The sequence below is a fragment of the Pseudomonas sp. WS 5079 genome, from assembly GCF_012985465.1.
GTDB lineage: Bacteria > Pseudomonadota > Gammaproteobacteria > Pseudomonadales > Pseudomonadaceae > Aquipseudomonas.
This window is the reverse complement of sequence record NZ_JAAQWN010000001.1, coordinates 509,381-532,919: the sequence shown is the minus strand read 5'-3', so window position 1 is coordinate 532,919 and position 23,539 is coordinate 509,381. Positions and strand designations below refer to the sequence as shown.

The following is a 23,539-nucleotide window of genomic DNA, read 5'->3' as shown; positions in this document are numbered from 1 at the left end:
CGCCCCCGACCTGACACGGGGGCGGATGCCCGTCCCAAAGCAGGGCGACTGGACAGGGGCCGCCAGGGCAAGGCGCGCAGCGCGCAGCAGGGCTCGGTCAACTGGCCGGGTACCTTGCTGGGAGGGCGGCCGCAATCCCGTGAAGACTTGCGCTACCACCTGCGCAGCCGCTCGGCCCATGAACTGTGGCTGGTAATTGTCGATGCGTCAGCGTCCACTCGGCGGCACCAGGCCTTGAGCGATGCCAAGGGCTTGCTCGCGCAGGTGTTCGACGACGCCTATCGGCAGCGGGCGCGCATGGCGCTGCTGACGGCCAGCGGGCAGGTGCCGAACTGGCAGGTCCAAGGCTTGAAAGCGGCGAAAGGCCTGGGGCGTTGGTTGGATGGGCTGGGCGCGGGCGGTGGTACGCCGCTGCTGGCGGCGTTGACCGAGGCTGGGCATTGGCTGGCGGCGCGGCGCAAGCGGTATCCGGCTGAGCAGCAGCGGTTGCTGGTGATTACCGATGGCCGGCTCAAAGATATCGGTCACTTGCCGGTGCTGGATTGCCTGGGGCTGTTGGTGGATATCGAACGTGGGCCGATCCGGCTGGGGCGGGCGCGGGAGCTGGCCGCCGGGTTGCAGGTGGATTATCGGCATATTGATAGCCTGTAGCGCTGCTGCTACCGCTATCGCGAGCAAGCCAGCTCCCACAGTTGACCGAGTACGTCCTTTGGAATGCGCCTGAATGTGGGAGCTGGCTTGCCTGCGATAAGGCCCTCAAACCCACCGCAAAACTATCAGCTAGCCCCCGGTACATTCGGCCAAAGATCCGCCACCAAAAACAGCCGCTCCGCTTCCTGCCAATCCCCGCCGTTGTGCATCATGCGCACCAACAATTGCGCCGGCGCCATCGGATCAAGGTCGGCCAGCCAGCGCTGCATCTGCTCCTCACTCCAGATTTTCCCTGCCGGGTAATGCGCCGGCGCGAGCCAGGCATGGCGGGGCAGGGGTTGCCAGCGGCCCGGCGGGCTGGCATTGATAAAAGCCAGCCAATCGCGCTGATGCAACCAGCTCCCACGCAAATGCTGTGGATGGGCACCGAGGGGCGGTTCGGCCTCGCCGGGCCAGGGGTACAGCAGGTAGCCGCCGAGCCACAGATGGGCGGTGAAATCCCTAATATCCAGGGCCGCCAGCATCTGCCGGCTTTGCGCGCTCGCCGAGATGGGCAGTTGATGGTCGGCCAGATGGGCCAGCTTGCGGTCCAGGCGGTCGTGACAACCGGGGCCCAGCCATTGCGCGGTATCACGGCCGTCGCCCTCTTGCGGGCCTAGGTAGAGCTTGATCGCCAGTTCCAGATGATGCACCCCGTCACGGTCGCGCAGCAGCATGTCCAGTTCCCCCAGGGTATGGCCGGCCTGGCGGATAGGCAGGTTGGCCGCGAGCAATTCCACGCCGGGCGCGTGTTGCACGGCAAATTGCCACAGGCGTTCGTAATACAGGCCCAGGCGCCGGGTACGTGCCAGGCTCAGCCAGTGCAGCAGGGGGCTGCTGTCCTGGTCCAGTTGCCGCAGCCATTGTTCCAGTGCCGCGGGTTGCTGCACCCAATCGCTGCCGGCCAGGGGATGGCGTTGCGGCCAGGGTGTTTGTTCCAGCATCGGCGGGGCGAGGATCACCCACGCCAGGTCCCGCACTTCGGGATGACGCAATTGACGGGGCAGGTACTGCAGGTCGGGAAACGGATTCATGGTCCGAGCATAGCTGTTTCCTACTCGCTGCGGGACCGTGGCGGGTGTTGAGAACCGTTGTCGTCTGGGCCCCGTGGCGACAAAGGATTTTGTCTAATGCGGCCTTTCGCCCATAATCGTTCTTTTTGCCAGACCCAAACCCTGCAGGAGCCCCATGGAGCAATTTCGCAATATCGGCATCATCGGTCGCCTGGGCAGTACCCAGGTTCTGGACACGGTCCGCCGGCTGAAAAAGTTTCTGCTTGAGCGCCACCTGCATGTGATCCTCGAAGACACCATCGCCGAGATTCTGCCGGGCCACGGCCTGCAGACCTCATCGCGCAAAATGCTCGGTGAAGTCTGCGACATGGTGATCGTGGTCGGCGGCGACGGCAGCCTGCTGGGCGCCGCCCGGGCCCTGGCGCGGCATAACGTGCCGGTGCTGGGGATCAACCGGGGCAGCCTGGGGTTCCTCACCGATATCCGCCCTGACGACCTGGAAGTCGAAGTGGCCAAGGTGCTGGACGGCCACTACCTGGTAGAAAACCGCTTCCTGCTGCAAGCCGAAGTGCGCCGCCATGGCGAAGCCATCGGCCAGGGCGATGCCCTCAACGATGTGGTGCTGCACCCCGGCAAGTCGACGCGGATGATCGAGTTCGAGCTGTACATCGACGGCCAGTTCGTTTGCAGCCAGAAGGCCGACGGCCTGATCGTCGCCACGCCCACCGGTTCCACGGCCTATGCGCTGTCAGCCGGCGGGCCGATCATGCATCCCAAGCTCGATGCCATTGTGATCGTGCCGATGTACCCCCATATGTTGTCGAGCCGGCCGATTGTGGTCGATGGCAACAGTGAGCTGAAAATCGTGGTCTCCAAAGACATGCAGATCTACCCGCAAGTCTCCTGTGACGGGCAGAACCACTTTACCTGCGCCCCCGGTGACACCATCACCGTGAGCAAAAAAGCGCAGAAGCTGCGGTTGATCCACCCGCTGGATCACAACTACTACGAAGTGTGCCGCACCAAGCTGGGCTGGGGCAGCCGCTTGGGGGGTGGAGGCGACTGATGCTCGATCCCGCGCGTAGCTACGACCTGATTGGTGACGTGCACGGTTGCGCTCATACCCTTGAGCACCTGCTCGACCAGATGGGTTACCACAAGCAGGGCGGCACCTGGCGCCATCCCTCCCGCATGGCGGTGTTCCTCGGCGATATCATCGACCGTGGCCCGCGCATCCGCGAGGCACTGCATATCGTCCACGACATGGCCGAAGCCGGCCAGGCGCTGTGCATCATGGGCAACCATGAGTTCAACGCCCTGGGCTGGAGCACCCTGGCGCCGCCCGGCAGTGGCAAGCAGTACGTGCGTGAACATTCGCCACGCCACGCGCGGCTGATCCACGAGACCCTGACCCAGTTTGAACACCACCCCGGCGACTGGCATGACTTCCTCGGCTGGTTCTACGACATGCCGTTGTTTGTCGATGCCGGGCGTTTTCGCGTGGTGCACGCCTGCTGGGATGCGGGGCTGATCGAACCGCTGCGCGGGCAGTTCCCCGACGGCTGTATCGACGAGCATTTCCTGCAGGCGGCGGCGGTGCCGGGCAGCTTTGCCTGCAATGCCTTCGATCGCCTGCTGCGCGGCACCGATATGCGCCTGCCGGACGGCCTGACGCTGACCGGTGGCGATGGCCTGACCCGTTCGTTCTTTCGCACCAAGTTCTGGGAAGACGACCCGAAGACCTACGGCGATATTGTGTTCCAGCCCGATGCCTTGCCCGACCCGGTGGCCCGTACGCCGTTGTCCTCGACCGAGAAAAACTCCCTGCTGCGCTATGGGGTGGATGAGCCGCTGCTGTTTGTCGGCCACTACTGGCGCAGTGGCAAACCGGCGCCGATCCGCCCGAACCTGGCCTGCCTGGACTACAGCGCAGTGCTCTACGGCAAGCTGGTGGCGTATCGCCTGGATCAGGAAACCTGCCTGGACCCCAACAAGTTCGTATGGGTCGATGTCGAGCGCCCTGAGGTGATTCATGAGTAACGTGGCCGTTTTACGCTTGCCGCTGACGGTTGACCTGGCTGGATTCGTCAAACTGTTGCAGCGCATGCAGGTGCCCCATCGCGTCAGCGAAGAGGCCGGCGAGCAGGTGCTCTGGGTGCCGGACGCGATCAGCGAAGACGTGCGCAGCCTGTATCAGCGTTTCCCTGCCGGCGATCCGCACCAGCAGCTGGATATTCCCCAGGAACCGGTAGCCAAGCGCGCCGGTTTTCTCCAGCAGTTGCGCCACAGCCCACTGACCGCGGGTGTGTTGCTGCTGAGCCTGATCGTCGGTGCGGTCACGATGCTTGGCGACAACTTGCAAGCCATGAGCTGGCTGACGTTCCTGAATTTCCACGTGGCCGGTGAATACCTGTACTTCACGCCCCTGGCCGACAGCCTGGCGGCGGGGCAGTGGTGGCGGTTGGTGACGCCGATGCTGATCCATTTCGGCATCCTCCACCTGGCGATGAATGGCATGTGGTACTGGGAACTGGGGCGGCGGATCGAGGCGCGCCAAGGCAGTATCAACCTGCTGGGCCTGACGTTGCTGTTCAGCCTGGCCTCCAACTACGCGCAATACACCTTTGGCGGCCCGGGCCTGTTCGGCGGCTTGTCTGGCGTGTTGTACGGCTTGCTCGGCCATTGCTGGATCTACCAGATGCTCGCGCCCAACCCGGCGTATCGCCTGCCGCGTGGCGTGCTGGTGATGATGCTGGTGTGGCTGGTGCTGTGCCTGTCGGGCCTGGTCTCGATGATCGGCTTCGGCGAAATCGCCAATGCGGCCCATGTCGGCGGCCTGGTGGCGGGTTGCATCACCGGTTTGCTCGGCGGGTTGTACAGCCGCCATAAACGTAACGCTTGAATCTCTGCCCATTATTTAAAGGAAGAGTCTTATGTCCTCTTTTGCTGAAATGATCGAAAACATCACCCCGGATATCTACCAGAGCCTCAAGCTCGCCGTGGAAATCGGCAAATGGTCCGATGGCCGCAAGCTCACCGCCGAACAGCGTGAGCTGTCGTTGCAGGCGATGATCGCCTGGGAGCTGCAAAACCTGCCGGAAGACCAGCGCACCGGCTACATGGGCCCGCAGGAATGCCAATCGAAGTCGACCCCGGTGGAAAACATACTGTTCAAGTCGGATGCCATCCATTGATTGAGATTGGCCGTGGTGCAGTCAGCAAGATGTCGGCGCAACTGGGTTCGCCGACCGTTCAATACGCTTTTCGTCTGGGCGACACCGAGGTGCCGGTCAATCCGTTGATTGGCACTCATGTGCGCCTGGAATACCTCGGTGCGATCCACTGCACCCACTGCGGGCGCAAGACCAAGACCAGCTTCAGCCAGGGCTATTGCTACCCGTGCATGACCAAGCTGGCCCAGTGCGACCTGTGCATCATGAGCCCCGAGCGCTGCCATTTCGATGCCGGCACCTGCCGCGATCCGGCCTGGGGCGAAAAATTCTGCATGACCGACCATGTGGTGTACCTGGCGAACTCGTCGGGGATCAAGGTCGGCATTACCCGCGCCACCCAACTGCCCACGCGTTGGCTGGACCAGGGCGCGAGCCAGGCATTGCCGATCATGCGCGTGGCCACGCGCCAGCAATCGGGCTTTGTCGAAGATGTGCTGCGCAGCCAGGTCGCCGACAAGACCAACTGGCGCGCCTTGCTCAAGGGTGACGCGGCAGCGGTAGACCTTGCGCAGGTACGCGACGAGCTGTTCGTCTCCTGCGCCGACGGCCTGCTGCAATTGCAGGAACGCTTCGGCCTGCAGGCCATCCAACCGGTAACCGATATCGAGCCCCTCGAAATCCGCTACCCGGTGGAGCAATATCCAACCAAGATCGTCAGCTTCAACCTGGATAAGAACCCGATTGCCGAAGGCACGCTGTTGGGGATCAAGGGCCAATACCTGATCTTCGATACCGGCGTTATCAATATTCGTAAATACACGGCTTACCAGCTCGCCGTGCATCAGTAGAAGGATTTCACGCATGCGCACCGAACAACCGAAGATGATTTACCTGAAGGACTATCAGGCGCCCGAGTACCTGATCGACGAGACCCACCTGACCTTCGAGTTGTTCGAGGACCATAGCCTGGTCCACGCGCAGCTGGTGATGCGCCGCAATCCCGAGCGCGGCACCGGCCTGCCGCCGCTGGTACTCGATGGCCAGCAGTTGGAACTGCTGAGCGTGGCCCTGGGTGACCAGGAACTGAGCGCCGCCGACTACCAGTTGAGCGACAGCCATCTGACGTTGCAACCGACCAGCGAGCGCTTCACGGTCGACACCAGCGTGCGCATCCATCCGCAAACCAACACCGCCCTGGAAGGCTTGTACAAGTCCGGCGGCATGTTCTGCACCCAATGCGAGGCCGAAGGTTTTCGCAAGATCACCTACTACCTGGACCGCCCGGACGTGATGAGCACGTTCACCACCACCGTGATCGCCGAGCAACACCGCTATCCGGTGCTGCTGTCCAACGGCAACCCGATTGCCAGCGGCCCCGGCGAAGACGGCCGGCACTGGGCGACCTGGGAAGACCCGTTCAAGAAACCGGCCTACCTGTTCGCCCTGGTGGCCGGCGACCTGTGGTGCGTCGAAGACACCTTCACCACCATGAGCCAGCGCACCGTCGCTCTGCGCATCTATGTCGAGCCGGAAAACATCGACAAGTGCCAGCACGCCATGAACAGCCTGAAGAAGTCCATGCGCTGGGATGAAGAGGTCTACGGTCGCGAATACGACCTGGATATCTTCATGATCGTCGCGGTCAACGATTTCAACATGGGCGCCATGGAAAACAAGGGCCTGAACATCTTCAACTCCAGCGCCGTGCTGGCCCGCGCCGAAACCGCGACCGACGCCGCGCACCAGCGGGTAGAAGCCATCGTCGCCCACGAATACTTCCACAACTGGTCGGGCAACCGCGTGACCTGCCGCGACTGGTTCCAGCTGTCGCTCAAGGAAGGTTTCACGGTATTCCGCGATTCGCACTTCTCCGCCGACATGAACTCGGCCACCGTCAAGCGTATCCAGGATGTGGCCTACCTGCGCACTCACCAATTCGCTGAAGATGCAGGGCCGATGGCCCACGCCGTGCGCCCGGACAGCTTTATCGAGATTTCCAACTTCTACACCCTGACCGTGTACGAAAAGGGTTCGGAAGTAGTCGGCATGATCCACACCTTGCTCGGTCCCGAGGGTTTCCGCAAAGGCAGCGACCTGTACTTTGAGCGCCACGACGGTCAGGCCGTGACCTGCGACGACTTCATCAAGGCCATGGAAGATGCCAACGGCGCCGACCTGACCCAGTTCAAGCGCTGGTACAGCCAGGCCGGCACCCCACGCCTGGTGGTGAGCGAGTCCTACGACGCTGGCGCTAAAACCTACAGCCTGACCTTGCGCCAGAGCTGCCCGCAAACCCCGGACAACGTGGAAAAACTGCCGTTCGTGATTCCCGTGGCCCTGGGCCTGCTGGATGCCAAGGGCGTCGACCTACCGTTGCGTCTGGCCGGTGAAGCCGCTGCGCAGGGCACCTCGCGGGTATTGTCGGTGACTGAAGCCGAGCAGACATTCACCTTCGTCGATATCGCCGAACAGCCGTTGCCGTCGCTGTTGCGCGGCTTCTCGGCACCGGTGAAGCTGAGCTTCCCCTACAGCCGTGACCAGTTGATGTTCCTGATGCAGCACGACAGTGACGGTTTCAATCGCTGGGAGGCGGGCCAGCAACTGGCGGTGCAGGTGTTGCAGGACCTGATCGGCCAACACCAGCAGGGCCAGGCCCTGGTGCTCGATCAACGGTTGGTCAACGCACTGCGTAGCGTGCTGAGCGATGAAAGCCTGGACCAGGCCATGGTCGCGGAAATGTTGTCGTTGCCGGGCGAGGCCTACCTGACCGAAATCAGCGAAGTGGCTGACGTCGACGCGATCCACGCCGCCCGCGAGTTTGCGCGCCAGCAGTTGGCCGACCAACTGTTCGAAGGCTTGTGGCTGCGCTACCAGGCCAACCGCGACCTGTCGCGCAACACGCCTTACGTGGCCTCGGCCGAGCACTTCGCGCGCCGCGCCCTGCAGAACATCGCGCTGTCGTACTTGATGCTCAGCGGCAAGCCAGAAGTGCTGGCCGCAACCCTGGAGCAGTTCGACGCGTGTGACAACATGACCGAACGCCTGACGGCACTGGCGGTGCTGGTCAACTCGCCGTTCGACGCCGAGAAGGCCAAGGCCCTGCAAGTGTTTGCCGAGAACTTCAAGGACAACCCGCTGGTCATGGACCAATGGTTCAGCGTCCAGGCCGGCAGCGTGTTGCCGGGCGGGCTCGCGCGGGTCAAGGCGCTGATGCAGCACCCGGCGTTCAATATCAAGAACCCGAACAAGGTGCGCGCGCTGGTCGGCGCCTTCGCCGGGCAGAACCTGATCAACTTCCACGCGGCCGATGGCTCGGGCTATCGCTTCCTGGCTGACCTGGTCATCGAGCTGAATGCCTTCAACCCGCAGATTGCCTCGCGGCAGTTGGCGCCGTTGACCCGCTGGCGCAAATACGACAGCGCCCGCCAGGCGCTGATGAAGGCGGAACTGGAGCGCATCCGCGGTTCGGGCGAGCTGTCCAGCGATGTGTTCGAGGTGGTCAGTAAAAGCCTCGCATGACGCCTGACTCACCGCTGGCTGCCTACCAACAGGCCCTGGCCGATGGTTTTGTGGCTGACGACGCGCAACGCCGAGCGGTTGAGGCGTTGCAGGCCTGCCATGCGGCATTGCACCAAGCCGCCGACGCACCGGTCACCGGGGTTTATCTGTGGGGGCCGGTAGGGCGGGGCAAGACCTGGCTGATGGATCAGTTCCACCAGAGCCTGCGGGTGCCTGCGCGACGCCAGCACTTTCATCACTTCATGGGCTGGGTCCATCAACGCCTGTTCCAATTGACCGGCACCCCGGACCCGTTGCAGGCGCTGGCCCGCGAGTTGAGTCGCGAGGTGCGGGTACTGTGTTTCGACGAACTGTTCGTCAATGACATTGGCGACGCAATCATCCTCGGGCGCCTGTTCCAGGTAATGTTCGACGAAGGGGTGGTGATGGTCTGCACGTCCAACCAGCCGCCAGGGCAGTTGTACGCCGATGGGTTCAACCGCGAGCGCTTCGTGCCGGCTATCGAGGCGATCCAGGCGCATATGCAGGTGGTGGCGGTTGATGGCAGTGAAGACCACCGCTTGCATCCGGGCACGGCCGTGCAGCGCTATTGGGTGGATCAACCCGAGGCGTTGGCCAGGGTCTTTGAGGATTTGAGCAAAGGCCAGGCATTAAGCAGTGCACCGGTGAGCGTGGGCTCGCGTGTGATTGCCACGGTGCGGTCCAGCGAAAACATCCTGTGGTGCCGCTACGCTGACCTGTGCGAGCAACCGTTGGCAGCCATGGATTTCATGCTGTTGTGTGATCGCTATCGTGCCATTTTACTGGGCGAAGTCCCCGGCTTGAGCGCCTCGACACGCCCTGGACGGATTGCCCGTGGTACCGAGGATGGCGCCCAGCGCGTGGAGGCGGGCGACCGTGAGTTGCCGGCGCTGTCGGTGCACGACGACAGCGTGCGGCGGTTTATCGCCCTGGTCGATGAGTGCTACGACCGCAAGGTGGCGCTGTACATCGAAGCCAAGGTGCCCTTGGCTGAGCTATACACCGAGGGTTACCTGGAATTTGCATTCCGCCGCACCCTCAGTCGTTTGCAAGAGATGCAGTTGCAACGTTTTGGTCAGTGATGGCTATTTGCCCATGCTCACTGGCGTTTACTTGTTGGCTTTTTCCCGCGCCAACTTGTAGTTAATCTCCTTCATCTAACGCCTACACCGCGCTTACAATCGAGCTTTTGCGGGGAGCTCATCCCTGCCGGGCAGTTATCGAGGAAGGAAATGGAAGCCGCAGAAATACTGGTACTGCAAGCCAGCTACAGCAACCCCGTGCACGCCGAGGCCCTTGGCCTGTTGCTCAACCACTATGCACAAGACCCCATGGGCGGCGGCCACGCCTTGTCCGCCGACCTGCTGCAACAGTTGCCGGCGGAACTGGCCAAGCGCCCCCATGCGTTCAGCGTGCTGGCCTTTGTCGGCGGGGAGCCGGCCGGGTTGGTCAACTGTTTCGAGGGGTTCTCGACCTTTGCCTGCCGGCCGCTGGTCAACGTGCATGACGTGGTCGTCAAGGAAGCATTCCGGGGGCTGGGCCTGAGCCAGAAAATGTTGCAAAAGGTCGAGGAAATCGCCCGCCAGCGTGGTTGCTGCAAGATCACCCTGGAAGTGTTGGAAGGTAATGCCGTGGCACAGGCGTCGTACCGCAAGTTTGGGTTCGACGACTCAATCTTCGACCCGGCCCATGGCCGCATGCTGTTCTGGAGCAAGGTCCTCTAACGGATCATTCCCACGCTCTGCGTGGGAATGATCGGGGGTGGGGTTAGCTCTTGGGTTGCTCGGCGTCCCGCGCCTGTTCGGCAGATCCGGATTCAGTGCCCTTGGCATCGGCAGCCGCGGTCTGTTCGGCATCGCCGTGGATTTGCTTCTGGACGAAGCTGAAGTTGTTGAAGTGCTCCTTCACGCGTTCCCCGCCGCCTTCAGCGAAGGCCGCAGCCGAGGTCAGGCCCAATAGGCCGGTGAGCATCAAGGTGGAAAGTTTCATCGCATGTATTCCCATTAAAAGTGACCGGTATCTGCACCGTCCCTGATCAGATTTATGGGAATAGTTTGTAGGACGCTTATTAAGTGCGGGTTAACGTCACGCCCCTCCAGAATTAACGTGAGGGGCGGGGTCATTTACTTCAGCACCACATTCTGGGGGCCGGTACTGGCCTTGGGCTTGATCAGGCTGAAGTCGATCAAGGCCTTCTGCGGACGCTGGTAGGGATCGCCAATCAGCAACGGCCGTGGCTTGAAGCTATCACTGACCAGGCTGCGGCTGCGGTCCAGTTCGTCGAAGCTCAAGCCGGCCAGGTCAGCCCAGGTGTGAATCAACTGCGAACTGCTGTACGGACGTTGCACATCACCCTGCATATTCCAGTCGTGGGTGGCGCGCCACTTCGGCGAGGCCCAGGTCATGAAGGGGATGGTGTACATCGGCGCCGTCGGCTTGCCCTCGTTGCGGCCCAGGGTGTCGTGGCCTGCCGAGTCGAACACATCCTCGCCGTGGTCGGACAGGTACAGCAGGAACCCATTGGGGTCGGTCTTGGCGTAATCCTTGATCAGGCTCGACACCACGAAGTCGTTGTAGCGCACCGCATTGTCATAGCTGTTGTAGGTCGGCAACTGGTCGTCACGCACGCCGTCCGGCACGCCCTGGCGGTCGGTAAAAGTGTCGAAGCTTGGCGGGTAGCGGTACTGGTAGCTCATGTGGGTGCCCAGCAGGTGAACCACGATCAGCTTGCGCTCGGCCTTGTCGGCGAGGGCCTTGGAGAACGGCTCCAGCACGTCGCCATCGTACTGGCGGGCGTTCTGGTTGCGGTTGTTGTTGAGGTACACCTGCTCGTCGGCCTGCTCGGAGAACGTCGTGAGCATGGTATTGCGCTTGGTCATGGTCTGCTGGTTGGTGATCCAGAAAGTCTTGTAGCCGGCCTGTTTCATCATGCTGACGATGGATGGGGTCTTGAGGTACAGGTCTGGATGCTCTTCGTCGGCAAAGGTCAGCACCTGTTGCAGCGCCTCGATGGTATAGGGACGCGGGGTGATGACGTTGTCGAACACGTCCAGTTGGTCACGCAGCTTGTCCAGCTCCGGCGTGGTCTTGCGGGGGTAGCCGTAGAGGCTCATGCGCTGGCGGTTGGTGGACTCGCCGATCACCAACACAAGCGTCGACGGTTGGCCGGCCATGCTGTCCTTGAAGTTGCTCAGGGGCGGGATCTTGCTGACGTTGTCGAGCATGCCCTGCATGTTGTTCAACTGCTGGGTGTAGCGACGATAGGCGACGATCATCTGCCATGGCACTGCAGGTTCGACACGGGTTTCGAAACCATCGATGGCCCGCTCCAGGGTGTCGTTGGTAGCGATCTGCTTGGCCAGCGGATAACCGACGATCGCCAGCACTATGGCGGTGGCTGCGACCATCGCCCGGCCCCGGGGCAGGTAGACCGGGCGTATGCGGGTCCAGAGGAAGATGGCCAGGGCGGTGTGCGCAATGAAGGCCAGTACGATCCACCAGGCAAAATACTGGGTGGCGTACTCGCCGGCTTCAGAGATGTTCGACTCGAACATGATGAAGATGACGCTCTGGGAAAATTCCTGCTGGTAAATAAAGAAATAGCCCAGGCTGGCCATGGAACAGGCCCACAACACAACACCGATCAAACCGGCCAGCAGCCGGGCGCGACGTGGGAATAGCAGCATGGGTGCCAACCACAGCGCGCTCATGAAGAACGCCTGGCGGAAGCCACTGAAACCGGAGGTGCCGGTCAGTTGGATCAGCAGTTGGGTAATGCCTGAGAAATACCAGAAAAACAGGAACATCCAGCCAAAACCTGCCCAATCAAACCCTTTTGCAGACTTCGTGCTGCGTTTGTACATCGCCATGCAGCGCTCCAACCCAATAATTACCACCGCCCATGCGTGAGGCGGCGTTCTGGCGGAGGATTATCGGGAAGGGCTGGTGAAAACTTCGTGAGTTGGATCTGAGGGAACGATCCTTTAAGGCGCCGGCAGGCCAGCGCCTACAAGGGCTCAGCAACTGATGGCTTGATTCGCGAGTTGGGCCTGCAACTGCGCGCGCAGACGGATGACTTCCTGTTGCAACTGCTCGCGTTCGTCTTTCAACTGGCGCAACTCGTCGCGGCGGACGGTGACGTAGAGGGTCTGTGGCGGGCGTGTCATCTGTGCAGTGCGCATTGCTTACCTCGCAAATAGCCGGTGTGTCGCGGTGCCAGAGCGCTTGAGTCGAGGCCCTCGGCAGGAGTCAGGGGGCGATTCTGATTTCTTTTTCAGCTCAAGGGAACTTTTTTATTTTTCAGGGTCGTTGTGACTTTTCAGGCGGTGATGGTGAAACGATGGCCCCTTTTTCTGATGAAACTAGTGCGATTGGCGCCGGACTAATTCGTCATTGCGCTATAAACTGTGTCACACATTTTTTTATTTGTAGTTGGGAGCATCAATACATGCAACTGGGGATTATTGGACTAGGCCGCATGGGCGGGAATATTGCGCGCCGCTTGATGCTCAATGGGCATACCACCGTGGTCTACGACCGCAATGAAGCATTCGTAAAAGGCTTGAGTGAAGAGGGCGCGACCGGCGCTGCCGATCTGGCCGCCCTGGTGGCCGGCCTGCAAAAGCCGCGGGCCGTCTGGGTCATGTTGCCGGCGGGCGAACCCACTGAAACCACGATCAACGACCTGAGCCAATTGATGGAACCCGGCGATGTCATCATCGACGGCGGCAACACCTTCTATAAGGATGACGTGCGTCGCGGCAAGGCCCTGGCGCAAAAGGGCCTGCACTACATCGACGTCGGCACTTCCGGTGGCGTCTGGGGCCTGGAGCGTGGCTACTGCATGATGATTGGTGGCGACGCCGAGACCGTCAAGCACCTGGACCCGATCTTCGCCACCCTGGCCCCGGGCCTGGGCGACATCCCGCGCACCAAGGACCGTACCGCCACCGACGACCGTGCCGAGCGTGGCTATATCCACGCCGGCCCAGCCGGTTCCGGGCACTTCGTGAAGATGATCCACAACGGCATCGAGTACGGAATGATGCAGGCGTTTGCCGAAGGTTTTGACATTCTCAAGACCAAGAATTCGGAAAACCTGCCGCCAGAACAGCGTTTTGACCTGAACGTGGCCGATATCGCCGAAGTCTGGCGCCGTGGCAGCGTCGTATCCTCCTGGTTGCTGGACCTGACGGCCGATGCCCTGGCGACCGACCCCAAGCTCGACGGTTACTCCGGTTCCGTGGCCGACAGCGGCGAAGGGCGCTGGACCATCGAAGCGGCCATGGAGCAATCGGTACCGGTACCGGTGCTGTCCAACTCGTTGTTCGCCCGGTTCCGTTCGCGCCAGCAAAGCACCTACGGTGACAAGCTGCTGTCGGCCATGCGCTTTGGCTTCGGCGGCCATGTGGAGACTTCCAAAAAATGACGGCCAACGGCAAGAAACCCAAGGCCGAACCCGCTCCACCCACTACCTTGTTCCTGTTCGGCGCCCATGGCGACCTGGTCAAGCGCCTGCTGATGCCGGCGCTGTACAACCTCAGTCGCGATGGCCTGCTGGGCGAGGGCCTGCGGATTGTCGGGGTGGATCACAACGCTATCAGCGATGCCGACTTCGCCAAGAAACTCGAAGACTTCATCCGCACCGAAGCCGCGAGCAAGGTCAAGGGCAATGCCGAACATGCACTGGACCCACAATTGTGGGCCCAGTTGGCCAAGGGCATCAGCTACGTGCAGGGCGATTTCCTGGACGACGGCACCTATGCCGACATCGCCAGCAAAATTGCCGGCAGCGGCACTGGCAACGCGGTGTTCTACCTGGCCACCGCGCCGCGCTTCTTCAGTGAAGTGGTGCAGCGCCTGGGCCGGGCCAACCTGCTGGAGGAAAGCCCCGAGGCTTTCCGCCGCGTGGTGATCGAAAAGCCGTTCGGCTCCGACCTGGCCACCGCCGAGGCGCTGAACGCCTGCCTGCTCAAGGTCATGAGCGAAAAGCAGATCTATCGCATCGACCATTACCTGGGCAAGGAAACGGTACAGAACATCCTGATCAGCCGTTTTTCCAACGTGCTGTTCGAAGCGTTCTGGAACAACCACTACATTGACCACGTGCAGATCACTGCTGCCGAAACGGTCGGCGTGGAAACCCGGGGCAGTTTCTTCGAGAACACGGGCACCCTGCGCGATATGGTGCCCAACCACCTGTTCCAGCTGTTGGCAATGATTGCCATGGAGCCACCCGCTGCCTTTGGCGCCGACGCGGTACGCGGCGAGAAGGCCAAGGTGATTGGCGCGGTGCGCCCTTGGTCCCTGGAGGATGCGCGGGCCAACTCGGTACGCGGCCAGTACACCGCCGGCGAAATCGGCGGCAAGGCGCTGCCGGGCTATCGGCAAGAGGCCAATGTGGCGCCGGACAGCAGCACCGAGACCTTCGTGGCCCTCAAGGTGATGATCGATAACTGGCGTTGGGTCGGCGTGCCGTTCTACCTGCGCACCGGCAAGCGCATGAGCGTGCGCGACACCGAAATCGTCATCTGCTTCAAGCCGGCGCCCTATGCGCAGTTTCGCGACACCGACGTCGATGAACTCAAGCCGACCTACCTGAAGATCCAGATCCAGCCCAATGAAGGCATGTGGTTCGACTTGCTGGCGAAAAAGCCCGGGCCGACCCTGGACATGGCCAACATCCAACTGGGCTTTGCCTACAAGGATTTCTTCGAGATGCAGCCGTCCACCGGCTACGAAACCCTGATCTACGACTGCCTGACCGGTGACCAGACGCTGTTCCAGCGCGCGGACAACATTGAAAACGGCTGGCGTGCGGTGCAGCCGTTTCTCGATGCATGGAAGGAAGACGACGGGATCCAGGCCTACAAGGCCGGCGAAGATGGCCCGGCGGCGGCAGATGAGTTACTGGCCCGCGATGGCCGCGCCTGGCATAGCCTCGGATGAGTGAGGCCGCGATTCAACCCATCCGTTTTTTGTTGAGTGATATGGACGGCACCTTGTTGTTGCCCGATCACAGCCTCAGCCAGCGCACCATCGACGCCGTGCGCGCGCTGCGCGAGGCCGGGGTGTTTTTCAGCCTGGCCACCGGGCGGCCGCCCAGGGCGATGTTGCAGCAGATCGAAGCATTGGGCGTCGACGTGCCCACGGCCGGGTTCAATGGCGGCACCCTGGTCAACCCCGATGGCAGCATCCTGGTCGCGCACCATCTGCCAGAAGAAGCCGCGTTGATCACGTTGGCGCTGTTAGGCGATCAACCCGAAGTAGAAATCTGGGTGTTTGCCGATGGCGACTGGCTGCTGCGTGACCCTGCGGGCCCCATGGTGCCTCGGGAACAGCATGGCTTGGGCTATGCGCCAGTGGTGGTGAAGAGTTTCGAGCCGGTCCTGGGGCGGATCGACAAGATCGTCGCCGCCAGCGCCAATGCCCAGTTGTTGATTGAACTGGAGGCGCAGCTGCAGCCCAAGGTCGCAGGCCTGGCCCAGGTCTCGCGTTCGCAGCCGGTGTATCTCGATATCACCGCGATGCAGGCCAACAAGGGCGATGCCCTGAAAACCCTGGCCGCTCATCTTGGCGTGGCGCTGGAGCACACAGCGGCTATCGGCGATGGCGGCAATGACCCCGCGATGTTCCAGGTGGCCGGGTTATCGATTGCCATGGGCCAGGCCGAAGAGGCGGTCAAGCGTCAGGCCGATGTGGTCACCGGCAGCAATATCGAGGACGGCGCCGCCCAGGCAATTGAGCGGCTTATCCTTCACAGCCAGTAACTGACCGCATACCAGCCCAGCACGCCCATCACCACGGTGTACGGCAGTGCCATCCACACCATGCGCCCGTAGGACAGGCGGATCAGCGGCGCAATCGCCGACGTCAGCAAAAACAGGAATGCCGCCTGGCCATTGGGCGTCGCCACGCTGGGCAGGTTGGTCCCGGTGTTGATCGCAATGGCCAGGGTCTCGAAATGCTCGCGGCTCATATGGCCGGACACAAACGCCTGCTTGACCTCGGTGATATAGATCGTCGCCACGAACACGTTGTCGCTGATGGCGGATAACAGGCCATTGGCAATAAACAGCATGCCCGGCTGTTGTTCGGCGGGCAGTGCCAGTACCCATTGGATCAATGGGGTAAACAGCTGCTGATCATGAATCACCGCGACCACCGCGAAAAACACCACCAGCAACGCAGTAAAGGGCAGGGCGTCCTTGAAGGCATTGCCGATGCGATGTTCTTCGGTAATCCCGGTAAAGGCGGTGATCAGCACGATCACCAGCAGGCCGATCAAGCCAACCTCGGCGACATGAAAGGCCAGGCCGGCGATCAGGATCAGTGCAGCCAGGCCCTGGACAATCAGCGCTGCCCGCTGGCGTGGGGTGCGTTCGGCGTTGTCTTCACGGGCGTAGTTGGCCAGCACCTGGCGCACGTTGTCCGGCAGTAGCGTGCCGTAGCCAAACCAGCGCAGTTTTTCCAGCAGCACGCAGGTGACCAGGCCCGCTACCAGCACCGGCAGCGATACCGGGGCAATCCGCTGGAAGAACTGGCTGAAATTCCAGCCCATCTCATGGCCGATCAACAGGTTCTGTGGCTCGCCTACCAAGGTACACACACCGCCCAGGGCGGTACCGACGGCGCCGTGCATCAACAGGCTGCGCAGGAAGGCGCGAAATTGCTCAAGGTCGGCGTGGTGCAAGCTGGGCAGATGGCGATCGTCGCTGTACTGGCTGTCCTGGCGCGGATCATTGCCCGATGCCACGCGGTGATACACCGAATAGAAGCCCACCGCGGCACTGATAATCACCGCAGTCACCGTCAAGGCATCGAGAAAGGCGGACAGGAAGGCCGACAAAAAGCAGAACATCAGCCCCAGCAGCGCCTTGGAGCGTACGCCCAGCAGCAGGCGCGAAAACAGGAACAGCAGCAAGTCCTTCATAAAGTAGATACCGGCCACCATGAACATCAGCAGCAGGATCACCGGGAAGTTATGCAGCAACTCGTCGTACAGCGCCTGGGGCGTGGTCATGCGCAGCAACAGCGCCTCGACCATCAACAGCCCGCCGGGCATCAACGGGTAGCAGTGCAGCGCCATGGCCAGGGTGAAAATGAACTGGGCCACTAGCAGCCAGCCGGCCGTCACCGGGCCAAATATCCAGAGTACCAAGGGGTTGAGGATCAGGAACGCGAGAATGCAGGCCTTGTACCAACGAGGCGAGTGCCCAAGGAAGTTATGGGCGAAGGCCTGGGCCATTGATCCGGACATGGGGTGCTCCTGGGGGCGAGAAGTGCGCAAGGTGCCCGAGGCTCACTGGAAGATCAAGTGATCATGGCATGGCTGCTATATAAAGAAGGGCGATACGAAAGTTTCAGGCACGCAAAACCCGTGGCGAGGGTTGAACTCACTCGCCACGGGTTTAATAGTCTTAACAAGTTGCAGCCGATATAAGAAGCGACGGTATGTCGCAGTAGCTGCGTTAACTTACTTGGGCATTGCCCAGGATTGAAGTTGATAACCTTCGCCATTCAATTCGGCGCGGGCTTGTAGCAGCAGGGCTTCCAGTTGCTCTGGATCGGAGTAGGTGCTGCTGGAAATCAGTGTGCGTCCGATGCGGGTTTCGGTGCGGTCGATCACGGCCAGGCTAAGTGCGCCAGTACCGTCTTGTAGTGCCCAGGCTACGCATTGAAAGGGTTCAAAGGCATGGCCGGCGATCAGCAGTGCTTCGTTGAAACGGAGCGGGGCGTTCATGGGGTCTTCTCTCTAAGTGCCCAATCAAAAGATGTGCCGTCGGTTGGGCTTACCGTTCGGCTAGTACCTGTACTGATGCACGATGACAGGGTACGGGTCACATGTTAGAGCAAGAAAATTCAACTTTTCGTGATTAACGTCATGTAAGGCGTGATTTTGAACGGTGAATGAAAGATTGCAGTAGTGTTCGTCGCGGGGCTTGATCGCTAAACGCTGTATCGGTGAGGGTTTTATCGCGAAACGATACAAGGGTAGTGTCAAGATCTTGCTAGGGTTATGAGCAGCTCGCCCAAACTGTTGTTTCTAAATAACTTTAATGATTTTGACGCCAAGGAATAGTCATGGTCGTTACACCAGCCCTGCGTCGCTTGCTTGTGGTCGATCCCTGTGACGACTGCCACCAGTTATTGCCTGGTTTGCGGGCGGCTGGCTGGGATGTCGACAGCTGTGCCCTGGAGGCGCTGGGCGAGCGAACCTGTGATGTAGGGCTGTTGCGCCTGCAGCCTTTTCACCTGCAGCGGCCCGAAGCGGTCAAGGAACTGATCAGTCGCAGCGGCACCGAATGGATTGCCGTGCTCAGCCCCGAGATGCTGCGCCTGCAAAATGTTGGCGACTTTGTGTGCGAATGGTTTTTTGACTTCCATACCTTGCCGTTCGATGTGTCGCGCGTCCAGGTCACCCTGGGCCGCGCCTTTGGCATGGCGAGGCTAAGGGGCAAAGGCGTGACCCATGTGGACGAGCCGGAGCATGAGCTGTTGGGTGATAGCCGGCCGATTCGCGAGTTGCGCAAGCTGCTGGCGAAACTGGCGCCCACCGAGTCGCCGATTTTGATCCGTGGCGACAGCGGCACCGGCAAGGAACTGGTGGCCAAGACCCTGCACCGCCAATCCCAGCGCCACGCCAAGCCCTTTGTGGCGATCAATTGCGGGGCGATCCCCGAGCATTTGATCCAGTCCGAACTGTTTGGCCATGAAAAGGGCGCATTCACCGGCGCCCATCAACGCAAGATCGGCCGCATCGAAGCGGCAAATGGTGGCACGCTGTTCCTCGATGAGATCGGTGACCTGCCGATGGAGTTGCAAGCCAACCTGTTGCGCTTTCTTCAGGAAAAGCATATCGAGCGGGTGGGTGGCAGCCAGCCGATCCCGGTGGATGTCAGGGTGCTGGCGGCGACTCACGTCGACCTGGAAGCGGCCATCGAGAAGGGCACCTTCCGTGAAGATTTGTACTACCGGCTCAATGTCCTGCAGGTGGTCACCGCACCGCTGCGCGAGCGGCATGGCGATGTGGGGATGCTGGCCAATCATTTTTCCAGGTTCTACAGCCAGGAGACCGGGCGCCGGCCGCGCAGTTTCAGCGAGGACGCATTGGTCGCCATGGGCAAGCATGGTTGGCCGGGCAATGTACGCGAGCTGGCGAACCGGGTGCGGCGTGGCCTGGTGCTGGCCGAAGGCCGGCAAATCGAAGCGGCCGACCTGGGTTTGCAAAGCCAGCAGGCAATCGTGCTGCCCATGGCGACACTGGAAGACTACAAGCACCGCGCCGAACGCCAGGCGTTGTGCGATGTGCTGAACCGCCATAGCGACAACCTGAGCGTTGCCGCACGGGTGCTGGGGGTTTCCCGGCCGACTTTCTACCGGTTGCTGCACAAACACCAGATCCGCTAGGGCGGGTAAAAAAAGCCCCGTCGCGACCCTTATCGCGGCGGGGCTTTTCCTTTTCTCAAACTCACCATTCCCTGTAGGAGCGTTTAGAAGTAGTACGGGAATTTCAGGCTGAAGGTGAAGTCTGGTGCGTCATCGGTCATGCCGATAGCCAGGTTGGGCACGATGGTCAGGTTTTCGCTGGCGGCAATGGTCATGCCGACGTTGAAATACCCGGCATTGGCGTCACTGGACACAATCGACTGCCAATCACCGCCATCAGGCTTGAGCTTGCTCTTGCGCTGGATCAGGTCCGACACCGAGAACGACATACTCATGCGCTCGTTGAGGGCAAACGCCACCCCCACGCCCAACTGGAAGCTGTCGCCCAGGCGCACTTTGCCACCGATGTTCTGGTTGACGTCACTGCTAATGTCGTCAAACGAGCCCTCGAAATTGTGGGTGTAGGAAATCGAACCGAACAGCACGGCCGGGTCGAAGGTCTTGACCAGGGAGAGCCCCGGGGTGATCGACCATACGCCGTTGCCGGTGGGCAGGTTCTCCGGCACGTACAGGTTGTCGTTGGCCGTCGAGCGCACCAGCTTGATCCCGAAAGGCTCCTTGCCGGTGGGGGCTTTGACGCGGACCGACACCACGGCATCGGGCATCGTCGGCGATTCGTCGAGGAACTTGTAGGCAATCCCGAAGTTGACGTCGCCGATGGTCGGATCCCGGCTCACGCTCTCTTCGGAAGTGGCCTGCGGGTCACCGCCACTGGCGCCACCGGACTGGTAGGTCGACTCGCGGTACACCACTGGCACGTTGACGTCGAACTGCCAGCGGTTGTCGAGGTTGTAGCGCCCGGTCAAGTCCAGGGTCCAGTTATCCGCCTTGATGCGGTCCAGGTTGATATTGCCGAGGAAGATCGAATCCAGCGCCAGGAAGCCGTTGAGGGTCAACTGTCGGGCGTCGTAGCGGGCGTAGGTGATGCCGGTTTCAAAACTGAACTTGCCGTTGCCGAAGAAACCGCTGGCTTCGTTATACAAGTTACTCACGCTTTGTGCTGGCTCTGAATCATCCTTGAGCGATTGCCCATAGGAACTGCCGCCGGCTGCAGCGCCCTTGCTGTCCTTGGCGCCGCTGGCGGCCACGGTGCTGCCGCTCTGCTTGAAGTCTGCCGGCGACTTGGCCAGGCGTTTGGGGGCTGGCGTCGCGGGCTGGTCTTCTACCTGGCGTACCCGTTGCTCGAGGACCGCCAGGGCCTTTTGTTGTACTTCGTAGCGCTGCTTGAGCTCCAGCAGTTCTTGTTTGAGGGTTTCGATATCCGCGTCTGGCGCTGCGTACAACAGACTCGCCGGCAAGAGCGTACTTAAACAGACAACGGCACGTAGTGATAACGATCGATGCATGAAATAAGCCGTCCTTTTCTAATGCGTAAGTGTCGAGGGTCAGCGTAGTTCAATAACCGAGTGTGCGTAGGCCCTTGAGTTGATCCAGATTGCAGTTCAATGCCCCGGCGCTCAGGCCATTGCTGCCAAGCGCGACGTTGAGCTGGGTCATGTTATTGACGAAGTTGCTGTTGCCTTGCAAAACCGTGCCTTGCAGCACGTTGCCGCCGCCGATCTGCTGCAACGCATTACCCTGGTTGTTATGGGCTGCGATGGCCATTTGCACGCCGCCATTGTTGGCGGACACACTGACCCGGCCCGCCGCGCTGTCTGTGGTGAACGAGCCGCCCGCCAGCAACGCATGCCCTGATTGCGCGACGTTGGCCGGCGACAGGCCGTTTTCACTGACATTGATCCCGACGTTGTTGTACGCCGTGTTGCCATCGCCTGCGGCGCGTACGGTCTGGGTCACGCCCTGGCCGCTGCCCAGCCCGGCGCCACCGACCACGGTGCCGGTGCCCGGGTCGCGGTTGGTGCCGTTACCCACCGAGCCGGTGGATTGCACATAGAATTGCGGGGTGATCGTGGACGAGTCGATATGCATGTTGGCGCTCACCGTACTGGTGTCACCCGCCGCATTGGTCCAGGTGGTGCTCATGACAATGCCGAAACTGACAATCCGCCCCGGCATCACGAAGCGGCCGCGCAGTTCAGCCAGTTCCGCGTCGTTCATTTCAATGGGCTTGAACGCCGATGAGGCATAAGCAGGCATCGAGGCTGCCAGGCATAGGGCCGTGAGCCAACGGGAAGTGTTCATCATCTGCTCCTGGGGCATCCTGCCCCTTATGGCGCTTCTAGAAGAAGTCGCTCTGGATGAAACCGAAGTCCATCAGCTCGGCGTCGCCCACGGGCCGGAACTCGTTCATTTTGGTCTTGGCGGTCAACGGCGTGGGGGGATCGAGCAGGGCGTTGGTCTTGTCATAGCCTTCACCGAGTACGGCGAAGACGATGCCATTCCAGCCTGCGAGGAAGTCATCCCGCGAAAGGCGCTTGTTGCCCAGTACCGGATCGCCGATGTAGACCCAGTCTTTTTCAGCCCGCTGCATCACCACAAAGTGCTTGTAGCCACGGATCTCCACCAGCACCACCACCGGGATCTTCACCGTCAGCAGGGTGTCGGGTCCGATCTTGTAGCCCCGGGCGCGCATGCCGATGCTCTCCAGATAACGCTTCATGTCCAGCATGGAAAAGCCCTGGGTGCGTACCAGGTCCTGGTCAGCGTTGATCAGCATGCCCTTGATGATGTGTTCTTCATCCACGTCCAGCCAATAGGCCTGGCGCAGGATGGTAGCGAGTGCCGCAGCACCACAGCTGAAATCGGTTTTCTGTTCCACCAGGTTGGCGAACCGGCGTTCGCGGATGCTCTCGACCTTCTTGAAAATCACTGCACCGCCGGGCATGGCGGAAATCGCCATTTGCCCTGCCCACGAGGGGCCGGCGAGCAATAACAGAAGGCAAAGCGTCGCGAGGCGCATGATCATGACCTGATGGACACTGGAAATAAAAAGGGCCTTGTTGCCAAGGCCCCGTTGCATCAGAACGCCAGTTTGCTGCCAGTGCCCGCTGCGCAGACGGTGCAGCCGCTGCCCAGGGTGAGGGTGTTGCTTTGTTGGTTGCCCGAACCCGCTGCCACGTTCACGCCGATGTTGCCCGAGGCGTTGTTGGCGGAGTTGAGCAGGCCAGCGTTGTTGACCACATACTGAGGCTTGTAGCTGTGTTTGGAGGCCGCTTCGTTGAGGAAGTGGTTATCCAGGGACACTTGTTCGGTGTTCGAGGCAGCCGCGACGTTTTTGCCGTCAGCCGTCACGATTGCCAGGTTGTTTTTCTGTTGGTTGCCTTGACCGGCCGCCACGTTGACACCGACGTTGCCGGAGCTGTTGTTGGCCGAGTTGACCAGCGAAGCATTGTTTTGCGTGCCTTTGTTGGTGAACTTGTTGTCTTTGCTTTCTTGATAGATATCGGCCAAAGCGAAGGTACTTTTAATATCATCATCAGCGCTGCTGGTGATTGCCGCAGCGTTATCTTGCTGGTTGCCCGAACCCGCCGCGATGTTGGCGCCCAGGTTGCCTTTGCTGCTGCTCAGCGAACCGTTGGCCCCGGCGTTGTTGAGGGTCTTGGTGTCGTCGAACTTGTTGTCCTTGCTCACTTGGGTGTCGGTCACGGCAGCGGCCACGGTGCCGGTTGGCGCTGGGGTTGGTTTCCATTTTTCGGCAGGACCTGCCTGTGCAGCAACAGCCATGAGCGCAGCCAGAGCGAAAACCAGTGGTTTGAGAGCCATTGTAGGTTTCAT

The 23,539-nt window shown here is 61.0% G+C and carries 23 protein-coding genes; 13 read left to right on the top strand and 10 right to left on the bottom strand.

Annotated elements, in window-relative coordinates; translation table 11 throughout:
• Nucleotides 1-48: 48 nt before the first annotated feature.
• Nucleotides 49-651 (top strand): VWA domain-containing protein, encoded by a 603-nt coding sequence (locus HBO05_RS02295; RefSeq protein ID WP_172311857.1) that lies wholly within the window; start codon nucleotides 49-51, stop codon nucleotides 649-651.
• A 125-nt stretch (nucleotides 652-776) separates the two neighbouring features.
• On the opposite strand, the gene HBO05_RS02290 is transcribed toward HBO05_RS02295, so the two are convergent.
• Nucleotides 777-1,724 (bottom strand): DUF1853 family protein, encoded by a 948-nt coding sequence (locus HBO05_RS02290; RefSeq protein WP_172311515.1) that lies wholly within the window; start codon nucleotides 1,722-1,724, stop codon nucleotides 777-779.
• A gap of 154 nt (nucleotides 1,725-1,878) precedes the next feature.
• On the opposite strand from HBO05_RS02290, the gene HBO05_RS02285 reads away from it, so the two are divergent.
• From HBO05_RS02285 to HBO05_RS02250, 8 genes are all read left to right on the top strand, one after another.
• Complete coding sequence (locus HBO05_RS02285) at nucleotides 1,879-2,769, top strand: NAD(+) kinase (RefSeq protein WP_010210870.1); 891 nt, start codon at nucleotides 1,879-1,881, stop codon at nucleotides 2,767-2,769.
• Nucleotides 2,766-3,743: a metallophosphoesterase gene (locus HBO05_RS02280; protein ID WP_170041613.1), complete on the top strand. Its 978-nt coding sequence runs from the start codon at nucleotides 2,766-2,768 to the stop codon at nucleotides 3,741-3,743. Before HBO05_RS02285 ends, HBO05_RS02280 begins: the two co-directional genes overlap by 4 nt.
• Nucleotides 3,736-4,605, top strand: a complete 870-nt coding sequence (locus HBO05_RS02275) for a rhomboid family intramembrane serine protease (protein ID WP_169951949.1) — start codon at nucleotides 3,736-3,738, stop codon at nucleotides 4,603-4,605. Before HBO05_RS02280 ends, HBO05_RS02275 begins: the two co-directional genes overlap by 8 nt.
• A 31-nt stretch (nucleotides 4,606-4,636) precedes the next feature.
• Entirely contained in the window at nucleotides 4,637-4,897 is a 261-nt protein-coding gene (locus tag HBO05_RS02270) for a DUF1315 family protein (protein ID WP_029291449.1), read from the top strand.
• Nucleotides 4,894-5,724 (top strand): DUF2797 domain-containing protein, encoded by an 831-nt coding sequence (locus tag HBO05_RS02265; protein WP_178123663.1) that lies wholly within the window; start codon nucleotides 4,894-4,896, stop codon nucleotides 5,722-5,724. Before HBO05_RS02270 ends, HBO05_RS02265 begins: the two co-directional genes overlap by 4 nt.
• 13 nt (nucleotides 5,725-5,737) lie before the next feature.
• Nucleotides 5,738-8,395: an aminopeptidase N gene (pepN, locus tag HBO05_RS02260; protein WP_172311513.1), complete on the top strand. Its 2,658-nt coding sequence runs from the start codon at nucleotides 5,738-5,740 to the stop codon at nucleotides 8,393-8,395.
• On the top strand, nucleotides 8,392-9,498 hold the full coding sequence (zapE, locus tag HBO05_RS02255; protein WP_170057273.1) for a cell division protein ZapE: 1,107 nt from the start codon (nucleotides 8,392-8,394) through the stop codon (nucleotides 9,496-9,498). Before pepN ends, zapE begins: the two co-directional genes overlap by 4 nt.
• 150 nt (nucleotides 9,499-9,648) lie before the next feature.
• Nucleotides 9,649-10,140: a GNAT family N-acetyltransferase gene (locus HBO05_RS02250; RefSeq protein ID WP_169951944.1), complete on the top strand. Its 492-nt coding sequence runs from the start codon at nucleotides 9,649-9,651 to the stop codon at nucleotides 10,138-10,140.
• A 43-nt stretch (nucleotides 10,141-10,183) separates the two neighbouring features.
• On the opposite strand, the gene HBO05_RS02245 is transcribed toward HBO05_RS02250, so the two are convergent.
• The 3 genes from HBO05_RS02245 to HBO05_RS02235 form a co-directional block, all read right to left on the bottom strand.
• Nucleotides 10,184-10,405 carry a hypothetical protein gene (locus HBO05_RS02245; protein WP_170041327.1) on the bottom strand — a complete coding sequence of 74 codons (222 nt, stop codon included), beginning with the start codon at nucleotides 10,403-10,405 and terminating at the stop codon, nucleotides 10,184-10,186.
• A 134-nt stretch (nucleotides 10,406-10,539) separates the two neighbouring features.
• Entirely contained in the window at nucleotides 10,540-12,285 is a 1,746-nt protein-coding gene (locus HBO05_RS02240) for a phosphoethanolamine transferase CptA (RefSeq protein ID WP_172311511.1), read from the bottom strand.
• A gap of 147 nt (nucleotides 12,286-12,432) precedes the next feature.
• The gene (locus HBO05_RS02235; RefSeq protein WP_169951417.1) at nucleotides 12,433-12,597 is read right to left on the bottom strand and encodes a DUF6026 family protein; all 165 of its coding nucleotides are present in this window, start codon (nucleotides 12,595-12,597) and stop codon (nucleotides 12,433-12,435) included.
• Between the two features lie 266 nt (nucleotides 12,598-12,863).
• Between HBO05_RS02235 and gnd the strand changes: the two genes are divergently transcribed.
• From gnd to HBO05_RS02220, 3 genes are read left to right on the top strand one after another with little or no spacing between them, the layout of a single operon-like run.
• Nucleotides 12,864-13,844: a phosphogluconate dehydrogenase (NAD(+)-dependent, decarboxylating) gene (gene gnd / locus HBO05_RS02230; RefSeq protein WP_172311509.1), complete on the top strand. Its 981-nt coding sequence runs from the start codon at nucleotides 12,864-12,866 to the stop codon at nucleotides 13,842-13,844.
• The gene (zwf, locus tag HBO05_RS02225; protein ID WP_169951935.1) at nucleotides 13,841-15,364 is read left to right on the top strand and encodes a glucose-6-phosphate dehydrogenase; all 1,524 of its coding nucleotides are present in this window, start codon (nucleotides 13,841-13,843) and stop codon (nucleotides 15,362-15,364) included. Before gnd ends, zwf begins: the two co-directional genes overlap by 4 nt.
• Nucleotides 15,361-16,185: an HAD family hydrolase gene (locus tag HBO05_RS02220; protein WP_172311507.1), complete on the top strand. Its 825-nt coding sequence runs from the start codon at nucleotides 15,361-15,363 to the stop codon at nucleotides 16,183-16,185. The genes zwf and HBO05_RS02220 overlap by 4 nt, the downstream gene beginning before the upstream one ends.
• Here HBO05_RS02220 and nhaB read toward each other — a convergent pair.
• Nucleotides 16,173-17,675, bottom strand: a complete 1,503-nt coding sequence (gene nhaB, locus HBO05_RS02215; RefSeq protein ID WP_172311505.1) for a sodium/proton antiporter NhaB — start codon at nucleotides 17,673-17,675, stop codon at nucleotides 16,173-16,175. The genes HBO05_RS02220 and nhaB overlap by 13 nt on opposite strands.
• Before the next feature lie 216 nt (nucleotides 17,676-17,891).
• Entirely contained in the window at nucleotides 17,892-18,158 is a 267-nt protein-coding gene (locus tag HBO05_RS02210; protein ID WP_169951918.1) for a hypothetical protein, read from the bottom strand.
• A gap of 341 nt (nucleotides 18,159-18,499) precedes the next feature.
• Between HBO05_RS02210 and HBO05_RS02205 the strand changes: the two genes are divergently transcribed.
• Complete coding sequence (locus HBO05_RS02205) at nucleotides 18,500-19,825, top strand: sigma-54 dependent transcriptional regulator (protein WP_169951915.1); 1,326 nt, start codon at nucleotides 18,500-18,502, stop codon at nucleotides 19,823-19,825.
• Between the two features lie 83 nt (nucleotides 19,826-19,908).
• Here HBO05_RS02205 and HBO05_RS02200 read toward each other — a convergent pair whose 3' ends face one another.
• From HBO05_RS02200 to HBO05_RS02185, 4 genes are read right to left on the bottom strand one after another with little or no spacing between them, the layout of a single operon-like run.
• Complete coding sequence (locus HBO05_RS02200) at nucleotides 19,909-21,210, bottom strand: hypothetical protein (RefSeq protein ID WP_169951912.1); 1,302 nt, start codon at nucleotides 21,208-21,210, stop codon at nucleotides 19,909-19,911.
• 49 nt (nucleotides 21,211-21,259) lie between these two features.
• Nucleotides 21,260-22,006, bottom strand: a complete 747-nt coding sequence (locus HBO05_RS02195) for a hypothetical protein (protein WP_169951910.1) — start codon at nucleotides 22,004-22,006, stop codon at nucleotides 21,260-21,262.
• A gap of 37 nt (nucleotides 22,007-22,043) precedes the next feature.
• Entirely contained in the window at nucleotides 22,044-22,724 is a 681-nt protein-coding gene (locus HBO05_RS02190) for a C39 family peptidase (RefSeq protein WP_170041332.1), read from the bottom strand.
• A gap of 59 nt (nucleotides 22,725-22,783) precedes the next feature.
• Nucleotides 22,784-23,539, bottom strand: coding sequence for a hypothetical protein (locus HBO05_RS02185; RefSeq protein ID WP_169951904.1), 756 nt, complete (start codon nucleotides 23,537-23,539; stop codon nucleotides 22,784-22,786).